Here is a 15,820-nt window from a genome sequence, read left to right on the forward strand (position 1 = left end):
TTCCCCCAGCAACTGCATCCTCACTTGAGCACCAACAACCGATACACCCCCCCATCGCTTTCGATCCCATGGGTGTCATGGGTAAACCCCGGGAATGACCGGTCGAAGCTCTCCAGGGCTCGCAGGTAGGCCAGCAGCGGACCGTCGGCAGCGCCGGCGTTTTCCCCAGGCATCAGCAACGGGATGCCGGGCGGGTAGGGCACGATGCCTGTGGCCGCGATGCGCCCGGCTGCATTTTCCAGAGTGACCTGCTCCACCTCGTTCCTGACCAGCTTTTCGTAGGCTTCCACCGGGCTGAATTCCGCCTTGGGCAGCGTGCCAAAGGCCGCGGCCATGGCTGCAGTGGTGCGGGTTTCCTTCATTGCCGCGAAAATTTCTTCGGCCAGATCGCGCAGGCCCATGCCGCTGTAGCGCTGCTGGGTGGCAGCAAGCAGGTCGGGCAGGCACAGCTCGAGCTCCAGATTGGCATCGTAATCACGCTTGAAGTCCAGCAGCGCATTCACCAAGGTGCCCCACTTGCCTTTGGTGATACCGATGGAGAACAGGAAGAGCAGGGTGAAGTCGGTGGTCTTCTCGACCACGATGCCCTGCCGGCCCAGATACGCGCTGATCACACACGCCGGTATGCCGAAGTCCAGAAGCTCGCCGTCGTCGCCCATGCCGGGGCTCAGGATCGACACCTTGATTGGGTCGAGCATGCAGTAGCCGTCTTCGATGTCGCCGAAACCGTGCCAGACTTCGTTGGGGTGCAGGACCCAGCAGTCGGGGTCGGATTTGAGCTTGATCGGGTCGACTTCATGGAACGCGATGGCGGCACCGCCGACCGCTATCGACGGCGGCTGCCAGCAGGACACGAACCAGTCGCCGTTGGCGAGCATGTCGGCGTGCATTCGCGAGATCACCTGGCGAAAGGAGATGGCTTCCTCGATGGATTCGTTGGTCAGGATCTGCCCGCTGGGCGCCTCCATCATGGCCGAGCTGACGTCGCACGACGCCATGATCGCGTAGTTGGGCGAGGTCGAGGCGTGCATCATGTACGACTCGTTGAAGCGTCCGTGGGGGATCGGATTGCGCCCGTTGCGCACGTGGATCATCGACGCCTGGGACAGTGCTGCGAGCAACTTGTGGGTCGACTGCGTGGCGAACACCGTGGGCTTGGACGCGTCGTGATCGTCGGGGCTGCCGTGCATCGCGAAGCGGTCCTTGTACAACGGATTGAACCGCGCATAGCCGTACCAGGCCTCGTCGAAGTGCAGGCGGTCGACGCTTTGCCCGAGCAATTCCTCCACGCGCGTCACGTTATAGGTCAGGCCGTCGTAGGTGGAATTGGTGACGATGGCGTGCACCGGCGTAGGGTCGATGTGACTCTTGACCAGCGGGTTGCCTGCAATCGCCGCGCGCACCCCGTCGGCACTCAAGGTCTGCGGCAGGATCGGACCGATGATGCCGAAGCGATTGCGCGTCGGCACCAGGTAGGTCGGAATCGCCCCCGACAGCGTCATCGCGTGCTCGGCAGACTTGTGACAGTTGCGGTCGCACAGCGCGATCTGGTCGCGGGTGACGCTGGCCATGAGGATCACCCGGTTGGACATCGACGAGCCATTGGTGACGTAGTAGGTGCGATGCGCGCCGAACACCTTGGCCGCGTAGCGCTCGCCCTGGCCGATGGGCCCGCTGTGGTCGAGCAGGGAGCCCAGCTCGCCCACCGAGATGGACAGGTCGGAACGCAACAGGTTTTCCCCGAAGAACTCGTAGAACGCCCGGCCCGCCGTGCTCTTCAGAAACGCCGTGCCGCCGGCATGCCCCGGCGTATGCCAGGAGTATTCATAGCTGCGGGCAAACTTGAGCAGCGCGCCGAACATCGGCGGCAACACCGCCTGCCGATAGCGCTCGATGGCGGCCATGATCCGCCCGCTGAGGAAGCGGCTGGTGTCTTCGGGCAGCCAGATGAAATCATCGGCGTGCTGCATGACGATCAGCGGCACGTTGGCGGCAGTGCTGCGATCACTGATCAGGAACACCGGAACTCGGGTATTGCGTTCGCGCAGTGCGATCAGCAGGTCGATGCACTGCTGGTGGTCATCGCTTTCGTCCATTTCCCAGCTGAGCAGCACGCACTGGATCGCCGGATCGGTACTCAGGATCGATCGGGCATCGGCCAGGCTCTCCGAAGTGATCACGCTGATCGAGCGCTCTTCCACATCGGCGATGAGCTGGATCAGCGCCCTGCCGAATACCGTGCGTTTGTCGGGCTGGTTGCTGACCAGCAGCGCCAGCATCCCCAGCAGGTTTCTATGTTCCGTCATGGTTGTGCCTCCAGTGCAGGGCTGTTCAATGTCGAGTTGGGCAGACCGTTCACGGGAATCGGCTCGCCGACGATGTGCTGCGCCGCGACGGTTTGGGTCGGAGCGCTGTTGTTGACCGCTTCCAGGCGTATCAAGCGGTTGTTGACGAAGCCGAACAGCGTATAGCCGACGATGGTCGCCACACCGCCAAGCATCAGCGCCTGGGCGCCCGAGCTATACAGCGCCAGGTAGCTGTAGGCCGCCGCGATCCAGGCGACGATGTTGGTTACCAGGGCTTTGTTGGCCGGTACGTTGGACACTTTCTGCAAGGTCATCAGGGTGGCCATCGACAGGATGTAGGGCACCAGGTTGGTGACCACCGCCAGGTTCACCAGGGTATCGAACTGCTTGGCCAGGTCGGGGCTGATGGTCAGCAGGGCCAGGGCCGTCTGGATTGCCAGCAGGACCAGCATGCTGATGATCGGCACACCGTGCTGGTTGACTTTGGCGAAGATCGGCAAGAAGTAACCGGTGTCGGCAGAACTCTTGAACACCTGTGCGACCGTGAACTGCCAGCCCAGCAGCGAGCCGATGCAGGCCAGGACCATCAGGCCCATGACCAGATTGCCGATCATCGGCGTGAACATCGTGGCGAACACCAGGCCGAACGGTGCGGTAGAGGACACCAGCTCGGCATTGCCGACGATGCCCGCGATGACGTTGGTGGAGACGATGTAGATCACCGCCGCGCCCAGGGTCCCCCCCAGCACGGCGATAGGCACGTTCTTTTCCGGGTTTTCCACGGCATCGCCGTTGGCGCAGGCCGACTCCAGGCCCAGGAACGCCCACAGCGTGATTGCCACCGAGGCACCGGCCGCTTCGTACCAGGGCATGTCGTGGGGGTTCCAGCCCGCCGCATAAGTGCTGCTGTCGAACCAGAACCAGCCGACCGTCGATACCAATACGACCGGGGCAATCACGCCCCACACCGTGATCGCACCGATCTTGCCGGTAATGTTGGCCCCGCCGAAATTGGCGAAGGTGGTGATCCACAGCAGCGCAATGGTCGCCAGGCCCACTTGCAGCGAATCGAGTTTGATACCGAACAACGTCTGGATATAACCAACCGCCGTGATGCTGATCGCCACGTTGGCGATCAACAGTGACAGTCCATACGTGTAGTTGGTGATGTAGTTGCCCGACTTGCCGAACGTATATTCCGCATAGCCACCCATGCCGCCGGTCTTGCGGCTGAGCATGCCACACCGGGCGAAGGCATAGGCCAGGGCCAGCGAGCCGGTGGCCGTGATCAGCCAGGAGAGAATCGAGATGCCGCCGACTTCGGCGAGTTTGGTGGGTAACAGAACGATGCCGGACCCCAGCATGTTGACGGCTGTCAGCATGGTCAGCTGACTTACACTCATCTTCTTCATGACGGCCACTCCATTGCCAGGATCATCAGCGAGGCCTTTAGCTATAGCAAAGAATCGACAGAAGACAAGGCGACGCGTGGTTGGTCGAAGTCAGGATGCCGCTCGTCAAGCCGACGGCACTTCCAGCGCGGTTGCCGTCTCCCACTATCAGGCGCGGATGAACCGTGCCACGAAAGGAGACATATCATGGTCCAAGACAACAACCACCCGGATAACCCCTATCAAGGGCCGGCCGAGCCCGGCAGCGGGGAAGAGGGTTACCCTGATATTCACGAGAAGGACGAGAAGCACGACGAGCACGACGATGACCATGAAGGCTCGCCGGGCAACAAGGCGGTAGATGAACCAGGCCGCAACTCGCCTGTCGATGAAGACGAAGAACATTCCCTCGGCAACAGCCTTTAAGCCATACGTTTGACCACCAGGCACACCTGCACCCTGCCGAGTGCGGGGTGCTCTTGCGTAGCGTGATTCGTCAGCTCTCTTTCAGCCCGTTGAGCTGCATGTATTCGTCCCACGGCATGCCCGCCATTTCGGCCACTTCCTTGTGCACTTCCAGACGCTGGGTTTCGAACTCCTGCGGTGTAGCTGCGGTGAGTTGCAGGGTCAATTCCCAGGCAAACATGCCTTGCGCATCGGCGAATTCCTCGAACGCCTCGTGCAGGCGCTCCGCACGATATTCCGTGACGCTGACCCCGGCTGCACGTGCGGCCAGCGGGTTGAGAGTGTCCAGTTCGGTTTGCAGCTCGGGACGCGCTTCGAGAAAGCGGTCCAGGGCGGCCTGGTGACGCGAATCGGGTTCTGCCATGGGGCCTTCGATGGGTAATGAGAGAGCAGGGATTGTGCAGGCACGGATGCAGGCAGGCAATGCCGCTGATGCGCGCTTTTGTGACGAGGTGCACGCAACGCTTTGGAACGAGCCCTGCAGCGAGGGCACTAAGGCCTATCTTCATTCATCACCGCGGGACCTTGCGATGGCCTATGTGTTGTTGCTGTTGGCAGGCGCCGTATTGGCGACTTCGGCCGCTTTGTGGCCGCAATTGTACGGCGTGTACGGCGCACCTCGGCGTTCCCGCCTGGGCGCCTGGGTGCTGGGTCATTTCGAGGTGCTTGGCGCTTTCGTTCTGTTCCTCATGGCCATGCATCTTTGTCAGTGATGGGTCGGTGATGCCGGCATCACGTGGCAGTGATACATTCGCGGTTTATTTCGAATGGAAACGACGATGCGGATCATCGCAGCAGCACTGGGCTTGTGTGTACTTACCGGTTGCACGGGCCTGAACATGAAACAGGCGCGCAGCGGAGCGCCTGTGCAAACCATGAGCTCGGAAAAAACCGCGCAGAAAATAGCCCAGTGCGTTCAGTTCAGCTGGCAGGACGAAGCCATGTTCGGTGTCATGACCGATGCCTCTTCGGAGGCCAGCGAGGGCGGGTACACGGTGTTCACACCTGCGGCGACCTATTTCGCCGACATCCGCCCGCGCGGCGCCGGCAGTCTGGTCAGCTTCTATGCCCGCGAGCAGGGCGAGGTGGGCACACGTCGCCTGGCTTCGCTGGCCACCTGCCTCTGAGCGCAAGGCCTTGCGCTGCAAAGCAATCTGCACCTCGGCGCTGCGACGGCGTCATATGCGCTGAGCCCCATGTGCTTTCAGCGAGGATGATATGGCACCCAGCAGTTCGACGCAGATTCCCGACCCTTTGGATCGTCCCAACGATCCGATCGAACCCGAGCCGTTTGCCGAGGGCAAGCCTGCCGAAGACCCACGTCCCGGCGACGAGAATCTTTCGCCCGTACCGATGGACCGCGATCGGGAGATGGATCCGCGTGAGGTCCGCACCCAGACCGGTGAGGCTGACATGAGCCCTGACGATTCCGCCTGAAGCTACCAACTGATGCGCACCCCCAGGCTGCCTTGCAGGCTTTCCTGGGGTTGTGCGTCCAGGCTGCGGGCGTAGTCGGCATTGAGGTACAGGCTGACATCGCTGCTCAATCGGGCTGCGATGCCCAACCCGAGCTGAGCCTGCGTGCTGCGATGCTGGGTGCGCAAGGTGTCGCTGTCATCGAACGTCACTGCGTCTTCGCCCTGGAAGGTGTGCCACAGGTTGGCCCGTACGTAGGGCTCGACCGGGGTACCGCTGACACGGTACTCGCCCTTCAAGCGCGCGCCCAATCTGGCGCGCCAATAGTCTTCGCTGTCGAAGTCCACTTTCGATACCGGGTCGCGAGCCGTGTCCAGCGTGACCCTCTGGCCGATCAGTTGCGCCTGCGGCTCCAGTGTCCAGTCCCCGGATAAAGCAATCGGATAGCCGCCTTCCACGGAGAGGGTGATGCCGTGTCCATCGAGATCCAGGCTATAGCCGCGTTCGGAGCGGCTGCGTCCGGTGAACCGGGTGCCCATGGCCACCACGTCCACGTAGCCGCCGGCCGGGCCCACCAGGGTCCAATAGGCACCTAGATTGTCGGCGCGCAGGCGGATGTCGCCCGAGGCGGTGTCGTCGAACCCCAGGGCGAAGCCACGCACCTGGCCGTCCACACGTGAATGCCCAGCGAACAGTCCTGCATGCTGGCGATAGCCGCCGTCGCCGAGGGTGGCGAACAAGTCGTGACCGACCTGGTAGCCGCGGGTGTTGCCTTTGAGGCTTGGCGCTGCGGCCCCGGCCCATTTCTGCCGCCCGTGGCTGCCGAATGTGCGTGCCCAGCCCGCCGCCAGGGCGCCGCGCTCACCAAGCAGGCTTTGTTCGCCCTGCCGCTCGTGGAAGCTGCCCAGGCTGTCCAGCGCCAGCAAGGCGGCAACCGGGGGTACGACGCTGTAGGCCGGCACCTCGATCCGATAGAGCACGATACGCTGGCCCGGAGTGGCCTGCGGCAAGGTCGGCGTGCCGACCGCAGCAACGGGTGCCTGGGCGGCTGGAGCGGGTTGCGTTGGTGTTGGTTCGGCCACAGGTGTTTCCGGCTGCACGGGCGCCGGCGGCACGAATGGCTCGACCGGGGTCTCCTCGGGCAGTTCGGCGTCAGGCGGTGTTACCGATGGCGGCTCATCGACCGGGGGTTGCGTCACCGGAGGTTGGACAACGGGCGGCTCGATGATCGGTGGTTCGGCTATCGGAGGTTCGACCACCGGGGGCGCGATGATCGGCGGTTCGACCACAGGCGGTGTCACCGGCGGCGCTGCCACCACGGAAGACCGCAGGAACCAGCTGTTCTCGCTGCCTGCGGTCACGCCGCCCTTGAACAGGTAATACTGATAGGCCCCGACCGACAAGTCTTGCGCCAGGTTGAAAGCGCCGTCAGTGCTGGTCGCGCCCTGCGTGGCCTCGACCACGGCAATGCCGTTGGCAAGGGTCAGCGCGCCCTGGCCGTCGAGGTTGTCCACCGTGATCGCCGTGCTGCCGCTGACGGTGCCGCGCGCCACGATCAGCCGGTCGGCAGGCGCGTCGTCACCACCCAGCACGCTCTGCAAGCGCAAACGCGCGTCATTGCCCACATAGTTGCCAATCACGGTCAGCCGGTCACTCGCGTCGGCGCCACTGCGAGTCAGATCGATCAGGCCGGCGTTGTTCAGGGTCACCGTTTGCCCGGCGACTATCGGCCCGACCCAGCCCTGGGTGGCGCCCAGTGTACTGGTGCGGTCAAGGTTGAGCAGACCGCTGTCCAGCGGCGTCGAGTCATCGGCCAGGCTCAGCCGGTCGGGCAGGTCCAGCACCGAGCCGTTGTTCAGGTTGATGGTTTCCCAGTAGCTGTAGCGCGCGCCGCCGGTAGTGCGGCTGTTGTCCAGGGTCAGGGTATCGACTCCGGCATCACCGTAGACCAGGCTGGGGGAGGCCAGTTGTGTCTCGCCCAGGTTGCTCAGCAGAGCCGTATCGTTGCCTGGGCCCAGGCTGATGGCGCCGTGGATCAGGCCCGCGTCGCGCCAGATGAAACGGTCGTCGCCAAAGCTGAGCAAGACGTTGCCGCCGATATCACCACCGCTCACCGTCACCTGGTCGGTGCCGCCACTGACGCTGATGTTGCCGCCGATGCTGCCTGCGGAAACGGCGATGGTGTCATTGCCGAAGCCGGCAACCAGGTTGCCATTGATGCGCCCGCCGGACAGCTCGAACAGGTTGTTGTCGAGCTTCATGTCGACCCGGCCGATGGTGCCGCCGCTCATCCGCGCGATGTCGCCGTCCTCGAAGGCGCCGACGATAGTGCCGTCGGTCATGAGAAAGGTATCCAGCCCGTCACCTTGCCCCAGAGCCTGGATCTGCCCGCCGCGCATGATGAAGTTGTCGATGCCGCTGCCCTGGTTAACCGTACCGCTGACGGTACCGCCAACGACTTCGAGCGTATCGGCGCCATCGCCTTGGGTCAGGGACAACAGGCGCCCGGCGCTGATGAACACGGTATCGGCACCCGCGCCGGTGTTCAGTGCGCCGCCCACAGTGCCCGAGCGCATCAACACGCTGTCCTGGCCAGGGCCGAACTCGACCGCGCCGGTGATGGTGCCCGTGCCGTCGGCGGGCAGGGTAAGGCTGTTGTTGCCCAGCAGGTCGGAAAGCCCCGGCGCCGTTCCGCTGTCGCACACGTAGGCGTCATTGCCGACGCCGGGACTGAAGATGCAATCGGACCGGGCGTATTCGCACGGTACGGCCAGTGCAGTCAGTAGACTGGTGCGTATCAACAACTCGTTGGTATTCATTGGCAACTCCCGCAGCCACGCGCGCGGATTAAACAAGGCGCGGTGGGCGATCAGGTGGTCAATGCAGACTTGCAATGCAACGAGTGTAGTCGAGTGGTTTTTAAAGTTGGTATTAAAAGCAGCTTTATATCAAGTTATTCAATAACGGTATTGATGAAAATATCTATTCATCAATACCGTTGGCGGCGAGCGGATTGTTACTGTCTATTGATATTCAAGACGCCTTGCGCGGGCTGCGACGTGCAGGCGTTTTTTTCGTCGCGGATTTTTCCTTGGCGGGCTTGGCTTTCGAGGTGGCGGGCGATTTGCCCGCGAGGCTGCGCTTCAGCAGCTCGGTCAGGTCGATGACATCGGCAGTCTTGCGCGACTCCTGGCCGGCCTCGGTTTCCACGTCTTCGATCTCGCCCTTGTTGGCCTTTTTCTCCACCAGCGCCATGATCTTCTGCTCGAACTTGTCGACATACTCTTCAGGCTGCCAGTCGCCACTCATGTCTTCGACCAAGCGTTTGGCCATGTCCAGTTCCTTCTTGGTCAGTTCGGGTTTCTTCACCTCTTTGCCCAGCTCGAGTATGTCCAGGTCGCGAACTTCCGAAGGCCAGCGCAACTTGACCATCACCAGCGCGCCGTCCAATGGCATCAGTGCCGCCAAGTACTGGCGGGTGTGCAATACCACCAATGCAAGTGCAACTTTCTTGGTACTGATCAGCGTTTCGCGCAACAGCGCGTAGACTTTCTCGCCACGTCGGTCAGGCGCCAGGAAGTAGGGTGTGTCGATGTTGGGCAGGGGAATCTGGTTGCGGTCGACGAAGGAGAAAATATCGATGGTCTGGGTTGAAACAGGGTGAGCGGCGCGGATCTCGTCTTCACTCAGCACCACGTAGCGGCCTTTTTCGTACTGCACGCCTTTTACGATGTTTTCCTTGTCCATCTCCTTGCCGGTTTTCTTGTTGATACGCTTGTAGCCGACCGGGTCCATGCTGCGTTTGTCCAGCCAGTCGAAGTCGACGCCCTGGGAGGCAGTGGCCGATACCAGCGCTACGGGAATATGAACCAGCCCGAAGCTGATCGCGCCTTTCCAGATTGCTCGTGCCATGGTGAAGGGTGCTCCTGCGCGGTGTGTTTGCAGGTGACCTTGCAGCCGCTCGCTAAGTTTCAATGCGCTGAATGCTGTGCAATTTGCAACGCTGTTGCACCTGGATATTGCACAATGCACGATACGGTTAGGCGCTTTAGTGGGTAAGTGTTTGATTTGTATGGCGAGTGCATGGCGGGGCATGGGGCATGGAACGTGCACTGTATTCGGGCAAGCCCGATCTCAGGGATAAGACCAAGAATGGAGTGTCACCATGTTGTCCACCCTTGAACTGCGCAATATCATTGAAAGCAGTTTTCTGCCGCAACGCTGCCAATGTACCCAAGCCCATGACCGTTCGCTGACCGTGCGCGTGTTCGACCGTACTTCGCACAAGGTAGATTACATGCTCAGCGGCATTCGCACCGAGCAGTTGACCAGCAGCCGAGCGATTTCGAACCTGATCGCCGGCATGCGCACCGACCTCAAATTGCAACACCAAAGGCCCAAGGCGGTTGGCGAGTATCTCTGACCCTGCCTGCGCCACCGCCCGACGCCGCTACAGGCACTGCATTCCCCTGTAGCAGCGGCGCAAGCCGCGTCCGGCCTCACCGCGTTCATCTAGATATACCGCAACACTCGCCGACGCGGCTCGCGCCGCTGCTACAGGTATTGCATTCCCCTGTAGCAGCGGCGCAAGCCGCGTCCGGCCTCACCGTCAATCGCGATAGAAAACCTGCACAAGGTGATAACCGAACTTGCTTTTCACCGGTCCGTGCACCGTACGCAGCGGTTTCTTGAAAATGATCTGGTCGATGGCGCCGACCATCTGCCCCGGTCGCACTTCACCCAGGTCACCGCCGCGCTTGCCTGACGGGCAGGTCGAATACTTCTTGGCCAGCACATCGAACGCTTCACCTTTGGCGATCCGCAAGCGCAGTGCTTCCGCCTCTTCGGCGGTCTTGACCAGAATGTGCCTTGCTTGTGCCTTCATTGCCCGATGCTCGCTGGAAAAAGCCGCTGATTATGCCGCAAATCACGCCAGGTTAATCATGTCGCGGATCTTGCTGCCCAGGCGTTCGATGGAAAACGGCTTGGTGATCATGTCCATGCCTTCGGCGAGAAAACCGTAGCGCTCGGCCGCCTTCTCGGCATAGCCGGTGATGAACAGCACCTTCAGGCCTGGCCGCTGCTGCCGCGCGATCTCCGCCAACTGCCGGCCATTGAGCCCTGGCAGGCCCACGTCGGTCACCAGCAGGTCGATGTCCAGGCCTGCGTCGAGCAAGGCTAGCGCCGCACTGGCCTCGCCGGCGGAATGGGCGGCATAGCCCAGCTCGTCGAGCACGTCGAGCACCAGCATCCGCACCGCCGGATCGTCCTCCACCACCAGCACGCTTTCTCCTTCGCGGGCCATCGGCGCCACCGCTGGAGTGCGCGGCTCGGCAGGGTCGTCGGATGCTTCGCTGTGCCGCGGCAGGTAGAGACGCACACAGGTGCCCTCACCGGGTCGGCTCTGCAGTGTGACCTGGCCGCCCGACTGCTGGGCGAAGCCATAGATCATCGACAACCCCAGCCCAGTACCCTGGCCGATGGGTTTGGTGGTGAAGAAGGGATCGAATGCCTTGGCCAGCACCGGGGCACTCATGCCGCTGCCGTTGTCGCTGACCCGGAACATCACATAGGCACCCGGCTTCACCGGCTCCAGCGTAGCGCCTTCGGGTGTTGCATCGAGCTCGCAGTTGGCGGTTTCGATGGTCAGCACGCCGCTGTCGGGCATCGCGTCGCGGGCATTGATCACCAGATTGAGCAGGGCGTTCTCCAACTGGCTGGCATCGGTATTCACCGGCCAGACGTCGGGCGCCAGTTGCAGCTGCAGTTGCAGATGTTCGCCGAGCGTGCGGCTGAACAGCTCTTCGAGCGAATGCACCAGCGCGTTGGGCGCCAGGCGCTTGCGGTCCAGCGACTGCCGTCGCGAAAACGCCAGCAAGCGATGGGTCAGACCGGCGGCGCGATGGGCCGAACTGACCGCCGCCTCGCTGAAGCGCTTGATTTCGCTGCTGCGCCCGGCGTCGATGTAGCGCTGCATCAGGTCGAGGCTACCGATGATGCCGGTGAGCATGTTGTTGAAGTCGTGGGCGATGCCACCGGTCAACTGCCCCAGCGCTTCCATCTTCTGCGCGTGGCGCAACGCCTCTTCGGCGCGTTCGCGCTCCTGCATTTCGTTCTGCAGGCGCAGGTTGACCTCGGCCAGGGCCTGGGTCCGTTCGCTGACGCGGGTTTCCAGATGCTCGTTGAGCTCGCGCAGCGCCTGCTCCACCTGACGCCGATTCTGCACGTCTTCGGTCATGCCGAACCATTGCCGGATCACGCCGTCGGCATCCAGCTGAGGCAGCGCCCTAGCGTGCATCCAGTGGTAGCTGCCGTCGGCCATGCGCAAACGGTACTCGGCATCGTAGGGACGGCCAGTGCTCACCGCCAGATGCCAGGCGTCGAGGGTTGGCAGGTGATCGTCCGGATGCACCAGCTGCGCCCAATCGTCGTCCGGTCGCAGGCTGCGCATGCCGGTCAGCTGTCGCCAGCGCTCGGTCTGGCTTTCGCCGTCGGTGCGACCATTGGCATCGGCGGTCCAGTGCACCGCCGGGGACAACTCGATGGCCATGCGGAAATGCGCCTCGCTGTCGCGCAGCTCCTGCTCGGTGCGTTTGCCCACCGCGCTCACTTCACGGCGCTCGTTGGCCTCGATGGCCGTGACCAGAATGCCGGCGACGCGCTCGTTTTCGTCGCGAATCGGGCTGTAGGTGAGGTCCAGCCAGACCCGCGCCGAATGCCCTTCGCGCGGCAGATTGAAGCCCTTCTCGGTGAAGGCACGCACTTCGCCGCGCATCACCGCGGCGTAGATGGGATCGGAAAACGGCTTGAGCTCGGGCCAGATGCGGTCCACCGGCTGGCCCAGGGCGCGGGGGTGGTTGCTGCCCACCAGCAAGGCAAAGGCGTCGTTGTACAGCTGGCACAGTTGCGTGCCCCACAGCAGCAGCATCGGCATGGGCGAGTGGGTGACGATGTCCACGGCCGTGCGCAAGCTCTGTGGCCAGGCATCGGGGCCGGGCAGGGGGCTGTCGGTCCAGTCCATGCTGGCGATCAATGTCGCGACCTTGCCGCCCACAGGTGAGGCATTCATTGCGTTATCCTTTGATTTACCGCGGCTGCTTATCCAGCCAAGCTATAGCGTACTTTCTATCGACCGCCTTTACAGGACCCCAAGCCTATGGAAATCCAGGCATTGCTCAAGCTCCTGGCCAGTCAGGACGGCTCCGACCTCTACCTGTCCACTGGCGCGCCACCCTGCGCCAAGTTCAACGGCGTGCTCAAGCCGCTCAGCGCCGAAGCCTTGAAACCAGGCGACATTGCCGCGATCGCGGCCAGTATCATGGACGCCGAGCAGCGTATCGACTTCGAGCGTGAGCTGGAAATGAATCTGGCGTTGTCGATCCACGGGGTAGGACGCTTTCGCGTCAATATCTTCAAGCAGCGCAACGAAGTGTCCATTGTCGCACGCAACATCAAGCTCGACATTCCCAGCTTCGAAGACCTCAAGCTGCCGCGCAAGCTGCTCGACGTGATCATGGAAAAGCGCGGCCTGGTGCTGTTCGTCGGCGCGACCGGTTCCGGCAAGTCGACGTCGCTGGCCGCATTGATCGACTACCGCAACCGCAACAGCAGCGGGCACATCATCACCATCGAGGACCCGGTGGAGTTCATCCACCGGCACAAGAAGTCGATCATCAACCAGCGTGAAGTGGGGGTCGACACGCGCAGCTTCCAGGCCGCCCTGAAAAACACCCTGCGCCAGGCGCCGGACGTGATCCTGATCGGCGAGATCCGCGACCGCGAAACCATGGAACACGCACTGGCATTCGCCGACACCGGCCACCTGGCGATTTCCACCTTGCACGCCAACAACGCCAACCAGGCGCTGGACCGCATCATCAATTTCTTCCCCGAAGACCGCCGCCCGCAGTTGCTCAACGATCTGGGCAACAACCTGCAGGCGTTCGTCTCGCAGCGGCTGGTACGCACCACCGACGGCAAGCGCCGCGCCGCGGTCGAGGTGATGCTGGGCACGCCGACGATTCGCGACTTCATTCACCGCAACGAGTTTTCCGAGCTCAAGGGCATCATGGAGAAATCGGTGAACCTGGGCATGCAGACGTTCGACCATGCTTTGTACGAGCTGGCCATCGAGGGGGCGATCAGCGAGGAAGAAGCGTTAAAGAATGCCGATTCGGTGAACAACCTGCGCCTGCGCTTGAAGCTGCATGGCGAGGAGGGCGTGCAGCACACCTCGGCGCCCGCCCCGCCCACGCCTGCATCCGACCGCAAAAGCGCAGATTGGGGCCTGGTGAGCGACGACCCCGAAAGCCAGCAGTGAGAGCTTCGCGGGCAGAGCCCGCTCCCACAGAGACCCGACTCTCCTGATGTGGGAGCGGGCTCTGCCCGCGAAGCAGACGCTGCGGTGCGTCAGATGGTATGCAGGCAGGACCTACTCCCACAGAGACCCGCCCCCCTCATGTGGGAGCGGGCTCTGCCCGCGAAGCAGACGCTGCGGTGCGACAAATGATACGCGGAGCACTTTTCGCGGCCACTGACCGCTCCTACGCCGAACGATCAATCAACGCATCAAAGATGAATCTCAACCGCCAACGGCAAATGGTCCGACAGGTGCGTCCACGGCTTGTTGCCCAGAATGATCGGCCCGTGGCTGGTGGCGTTGCGCACATAGATCCGGTCCAGGCGCAGCAGCGGAAAGCGCGCCGGGTAGGTCTTGGCCAACTGCCCGTTGTGCCGCTCGAATGCCTCGTGCAGATCCTTGCGCTTGGCCAGCGTCGCATTGCCGCGCAACTGCCAATCGTTGAAATCGCCGGCAATGATCACCGGCGCATCCTCGGGCAGTGAATCGAGCAGTTGGCACAACAGCGCCAATTGCTGTTGCCGGTGGCTTTCCAGCAGCGACAAATGCACGCAGATCGCATGCACCTCGTCGTGCCCCGGTACCTGCAACACGCAATGCAGCAAGCCGCGGCGCTCGGGCCCGGTGATCGAGATGTCGAGGTTGCTGTAGCGCAGGATCGGGTACTTGGACAGCACCGCGTTGCCATGGTGGCCGTCCGGGTACACCGCGTTGCGCCCGTAGGCGAAATCGCTCCACATGCTGTCGGCGAGAAACTCGTACTGTGACATCTGCGGCCAGTTGGAGAACTTCGACGCATGGCCGTCGTGGCCGCCCAGCACTTCCTGCAGGAACACCAGGTCGGCGCTGGTGCTGCGCACCGCCTCACGCAATTCGGGCAGGATGAAACGGCGGTTGAATGCGGTAAAACCCTTGTGTGTATTCACCGTCAGCACCCGCAGGCGATGCACTTCACGGGTCGGGTCCGGCGCTTGCGGGCCGAGCGGTTCGCTGGGGGGAGCGATGGTCACAGAAGCTCCTTGCACATGGTAGTGTCCTTACTCCGACTTTGCCGGCACGGGGCGGTTCCCCGCGTCATTGCGCCAGCCAGCCACCGTCGATGTTCCACGCCGCGCCGCGCACCTGGCTGCCGGCCTCGCTGCACAGAAACATCACCAGTTCGCCCAGATGCTCGGGCGTGACGAATTCCAGCGAGGGCTGTTTTTCCGCAAGCAGTTCGCGCTGGGCGTCGGCCGGGTCACCACCCTTGGCTGCACGATCATCGATCTGCTTCTGCACCAGCGGAGTCAGCACGAAGCCGGGGCAGATGGCGTTGCAGGTGATCTGCGTGGTCGCGGTTTCCAGGCCGACCACCTTGGTCAGGCCGATCACGCCATGCTTGGCGGCGACGTAGGCGGCCTTGCCGACCGAGCCGACCTGGCCGTGCACCGAAGCGATATTGACGATCCGCCCCCAACCTTTTTCGCGCATGCCCGGCAGCGCCAGCCGAGTGCCGTGAAACACCGATGAAAGGTTGATCGCGATGATCGCATCCCAGCGCTCCACGGGAAATGCCTCGACCGCCGCCACGTGCTGGATGCCGGCGTTGTTGACCAGGATATCGACACCGCCGAACGTCGCTTGCACGTACCCGAACAGCTCGGCCAACTGCGTCGGGTCACTCACGTCGGCACCGTGGTGGGCGACCTGGGTGCCATGCCGGCGCACTTCCGCGAGGGCCGCCGCCGGATCGCCGAAACCGTTGAGCACCACGTTGGCGCCGTGGCGGGCCAGCACCGAGGCAATGCCCAGGCCGATGCCGCTGGTGGAGCCGGTAACCAAAGCCGTCTTGCCGTCGAGTGCCATATGCATTGCCTCTGGGGTTGTCCTGCAATCTATACCAC

Annotated in this window: 15 protein-coding genes; 6 read left to right on the forward strand and 9 right to left on the reverse strand. The window is 62.7% G+C overall.

Annotated features, from left to right (window positions below):
* Positions 1 to 20: 20 nt before the first annotated feature.
* Together ONG87_RS08935 and potE are read right to left on the reverse strand one after the other, a co-directional pair.
* Positions 21 to 2,306, reverse strand: coding sequence for an Orn/Lys/Arg decarboxylase N-terminal domain-containing protein (locus ONG87_RS08935; protein ID WP_264382687.1), 2,286 nt, complete (start codon positions 2,304 to 2,306; stop codon positions 21 to 23).
* Positions 2,303 to 3,727 carry a putrescine-ornithine antiporter gene (gene potE / locus ONG87_RS08940; RefSeq protein WP_264382688.1) on the reverse strand — a complete coding sequence of 475 codons (1,425 nt, stop codon included), beginning with the start codon at positions 3,725 to 3,727 and terminating at the stop codon, positions 2,303 to 2,305. The genes ONG87_RS08935 and potE overlap by 4 nt, the downstream gene beginning before the upstream one ends.
* 177 nt (positions 3,728 to 3,904) lie before the next feature.
* On the opposite strand from potE, the gene ONG87_RS08945 reads away from it, so the two are divergent.
* Positions 3,905 to 4,123, forward strand: a complete 219-nt coding sequence (locus ONG87_RS08945) for a hypothetical protein (protein ID WP_122478457.1) — start codon at positions 3,905 to 3,907, stop codon at positions 4,121 to 4,123.
* Between the two features lie 70 nt (positions 4,124 to 4,193).
* Here the strand turns inward: ONG87_RS08945 and ONG87_RS08950 are convergent, their stop codons facing one another.
* On the reverse strand, positions 4,194 to 4,526 hold the full coding sequence (locus ONG87_RS08950) for a DUF6388 family protein (RefSeq protein ID WP_122478456.1): 333 nt from the start codon (positions 4,524 to 4,526) through the stop codon (positions 4,194 to 4,196).
* Positions 4,527 to 4,536: 10 nt separating this feature from the next.
* On the opposite strand from ONG87_RS08950, the gene ONG87_RS08955 reads away from it, so the two are divergent.
* The 3 genes from ONG87_RS08955 (at position 4,537) to ONG87_RS08965 (ending at position 5,599) form a co-directional block, all read left to right on the forward strand.
* Positions 4,537 to 4,875: a hypothetical protein gene (locus tag ONG87_RS08955; RefSeq protein ID WP_192102139.1), complete on the forward strand. Its 339-nt coding sequence runs from the start codon at positions 4,537 to 4,539 to the stop codon at positions 4,873 to 4,875.
* A 66-nt stretch (positions 4,876 to 4,941) separates the two neighbouring features.
* Positions 4,942 to 5,289 carry a hypothetical protein gene (locus ONG87_RS08960; protein WP_264382689.1) on the forward strand — a complete coding sequence of 116 codons (348 nt, stop codon included), beginning with the start codon at positions 4,942 to 4,944 and terminating at the stop codon, positions 5,287 to 5,289.
* Between the two features lie 91 nt (positions 5,290 to 5,380).
* The gene (locus tag ONG87_RS08965) at positions 5,381 to 5,599 is read left to right on the forward strand and encodes a hypothetical protein (protein ID WP_122478450.1); all 219 of its coding nucleotides are present in this window, start codon (positions 5,381 to 5,383) and stop codon (positions 5,597 to 5,599) included.
* A gap of 2 nt (positions 5,600 to 5,601) precedes the next feature.
* Here the strand turns inward: ONG87_RS08965 and ONG87_RS08970 are convergent, their stop codons facing one another.
* Positions 5,602 to 8,397 (reverse strand): autotransporter outer membrane beta-barrel domain-containing protein, encoded by a 2,796-nt coding sequence (locus ONG87_RS08970; protein ID WP_264382690.1) that lies wholly within the window; start codon positions 8,395 to 8,397, stop codon positions 5,602 to 5,604.
* Positions 8,398 to 8,611: 214 nt separating this feature from the next.
* Positions 8,612 to 9,490 (reverse strand): Ku protein, encoded by an 879-nt coding sequence (locus ONG87_RS08975; protein WP_122478446.1) that lies wholly within the window; start codon positions 9,488 to 9,490, stop codon positions 8,612 to 8,614.
* A 253-nt stretch (positions 9,491 to 9,743) separates the two neighbouring features.
* Between ONG87_RS08975 and ONG87_RS08980 the strand changes: the two genes are divergently transcribed.
* Positions 9,744 to 10,001, forward strand: a complete 258-nt coding sequence (locus tag ONG87_RS08980; RefSeq protein WP_122714198.1) for a DUF1652 domain-containing protein — start codon at positions 9,744 to 9,746, stop codon at positions 9,999 to 10,001.
* A gap of 186 nt (positions 10,002 to 10,187) precedes the next feature.
* Here the strand turns inward: ONG87_RS08980 and ONG87_RS08985 are convergent, their stop codons facing one another.
* Complete coding sequence (locus tag ONG87_RS08985) at positions 10,188 to 10,463, reverse strand: peptidylprolyl isomerase (RefSeq protein ID WP_043189034.1); 276 nt, start codon at positions 10,461 to 10,463, stop codon at positions 10,188 to 10,190.
* Between the two features lie 42 nt (positions 10,464 to 10,505).
* A complete protein-coding gene (locus tag ONG87_RS08990; protein ID WP_264382691.1) occupies positions 10,506 to 12,647 on the reverse strand; it encodes an ATP-binding protein in 2,142 nt (713 codons plus the stop codon).
* 87 nt (positions 12,648 to 12,734) lie between these two features.
* On the opposite strand from ONG87_RS08990, the gene ONG87_RS08995 reads away from it, so the two are divergent.
* Entirely contained in the window at positions 12,735 to 13,898 is a 1,164-nt protein-coding gene (locus ONG87_RS08995) for a PilT/PilU family type 4a pilus ATPase (RefSeq protein WP_122478440.1), read from the forward strand.
* Positions 13,899 to 14,146: 248 nt separating this feature from the next.
* Here ONG87_RS08995 and ONG87_RS09000 read toward each other — a convergent pair whose 3' ends face one another.
* Positions 14,147 to 14,947, reverse strand: a complete 801-nt coding sequence (locus tag ONG87_RS09000; RefSeq protein ID WP_264382692.1) for an endonuclease/exonuclease/phosphatase family protein — start codon at positions 14,945 to 14,947, stop codon at positions 14,147 to 14,149.
* Between the two features lie 64 nt (positions 14,948 to 15,011).
* Positions 15,012 to 15,782 carry a 3-hydroxybutyrate dehydrogenase gene (gene hbdH, locus ONG87_RS09005; protein ID WP_264382846.1) on the reverse strand — a complete coding sequence of 257 codons (771 nt, stop codon included), beginning with the start codon at positions 15,780 to 15,782 and terminating at the stop codon, positions 15,012 to 15,014.
* Positions 15,783 to 15,820 lie beyond the last annotated feature (38 nt).

Source organism: Pseudomonas sp. MM227 (genome assembly GCF_947090715.1).
GTDB lineage: Bacteria > Pseudomonadota > Gammaproteobacteria > Pseudomonadales > Pseudomonadaceae > Aquipseudomonas > Aquipseudomonas baltica.

Coding starts and splice junctions, on each gene's coding strand:
- ONG87_RS08980 (WP_122714198.1), top strand. CDS start 9,744: ATGTTGTCCACCCTTGAACTGCGCAATATCATTGAAAGCAGTTTTCTG.
- ONG87_RS08945 (WP_122478457.1), top strand. CDS start 3,905: ATGGTCCAAGACAACAACCACCCGGATAACCCCTATCAAGGGCCGGCC.
- ONG87_RS08995 (WP_122478440.1), top strand. CDS start 12,735: ATGGAAATCCAGGCATTGCTCAAGCTCCTGGCCAGTCAGGACGGCTCC.
- ONG87_RS08975 (WP_122478446.1), bottom strand. CDS start 9,490: ATGGCACGAGCAATCTGGAAAGGCGCGATCAGCTTCGGGCTGGTTCAT.
- ONG87_RS08935 (WP_264382687.1), bottom strand. CDS start 2,306: ATGACGGAACATAGAAACCTGCTGGGGATGCTGGCGCTGCTGGTCAGC.
- ONG87_RS08990 (WP_264382691.1), bottom strand. CDS start 12,647: ATGAATGCCTCACCTGTGGGCGGCAAGGTCGCGACATTGATCGCCAGC.
- hbdH (WP_264382846.1), bottom strand. CDS start 15,782: ATGGCACTCGACGGCAAGACGGCTTTGGTTACCGGCTCCACCAGCGGC.
- ONG87_RS08985 (WP_043189034.1), bottom strand. CDS start 10,463: ATGAAGGCACAAGCAAGGCACATTCTGGTCAAGACCGCCGAAGAGGCG.
- ONG87_RS08950 (WP_122478456.1), bottom strand. CDS start 4,526: ATGGCAGAACCCGATTCGCGTCACCAGGCCGCCCTGGACCGCTTTCTC.
- ONG87_RS08965 (WP_122478450.1), top strand. CDS start 5,381: ATGGCACCCAGCAGTTCGACGCAGATTCCCGACCCTTTGGATCGTCCC.
- ONG87_RS08970 (WP_264382690.1), bottom strand. CDS start 8,397: ATGAATACCAACGAGTTGTTGATACGCACCAGTCTACTGACTGCACTG.
- ONG87_RS08960 (WP_264382689.1), top strand. CDS start 4,942: ATGCGGATCATCGCAGCAGCACTGGGCTTGTGTGTACTTACCGGTTGC.
- ONG87_RS08955 (WP_192102139.1), top strand. CDS start 4,537: ATGGGTAATGAGAGAGCAGGGATTGTGCAGGCACGGATGCAGGCAGGC.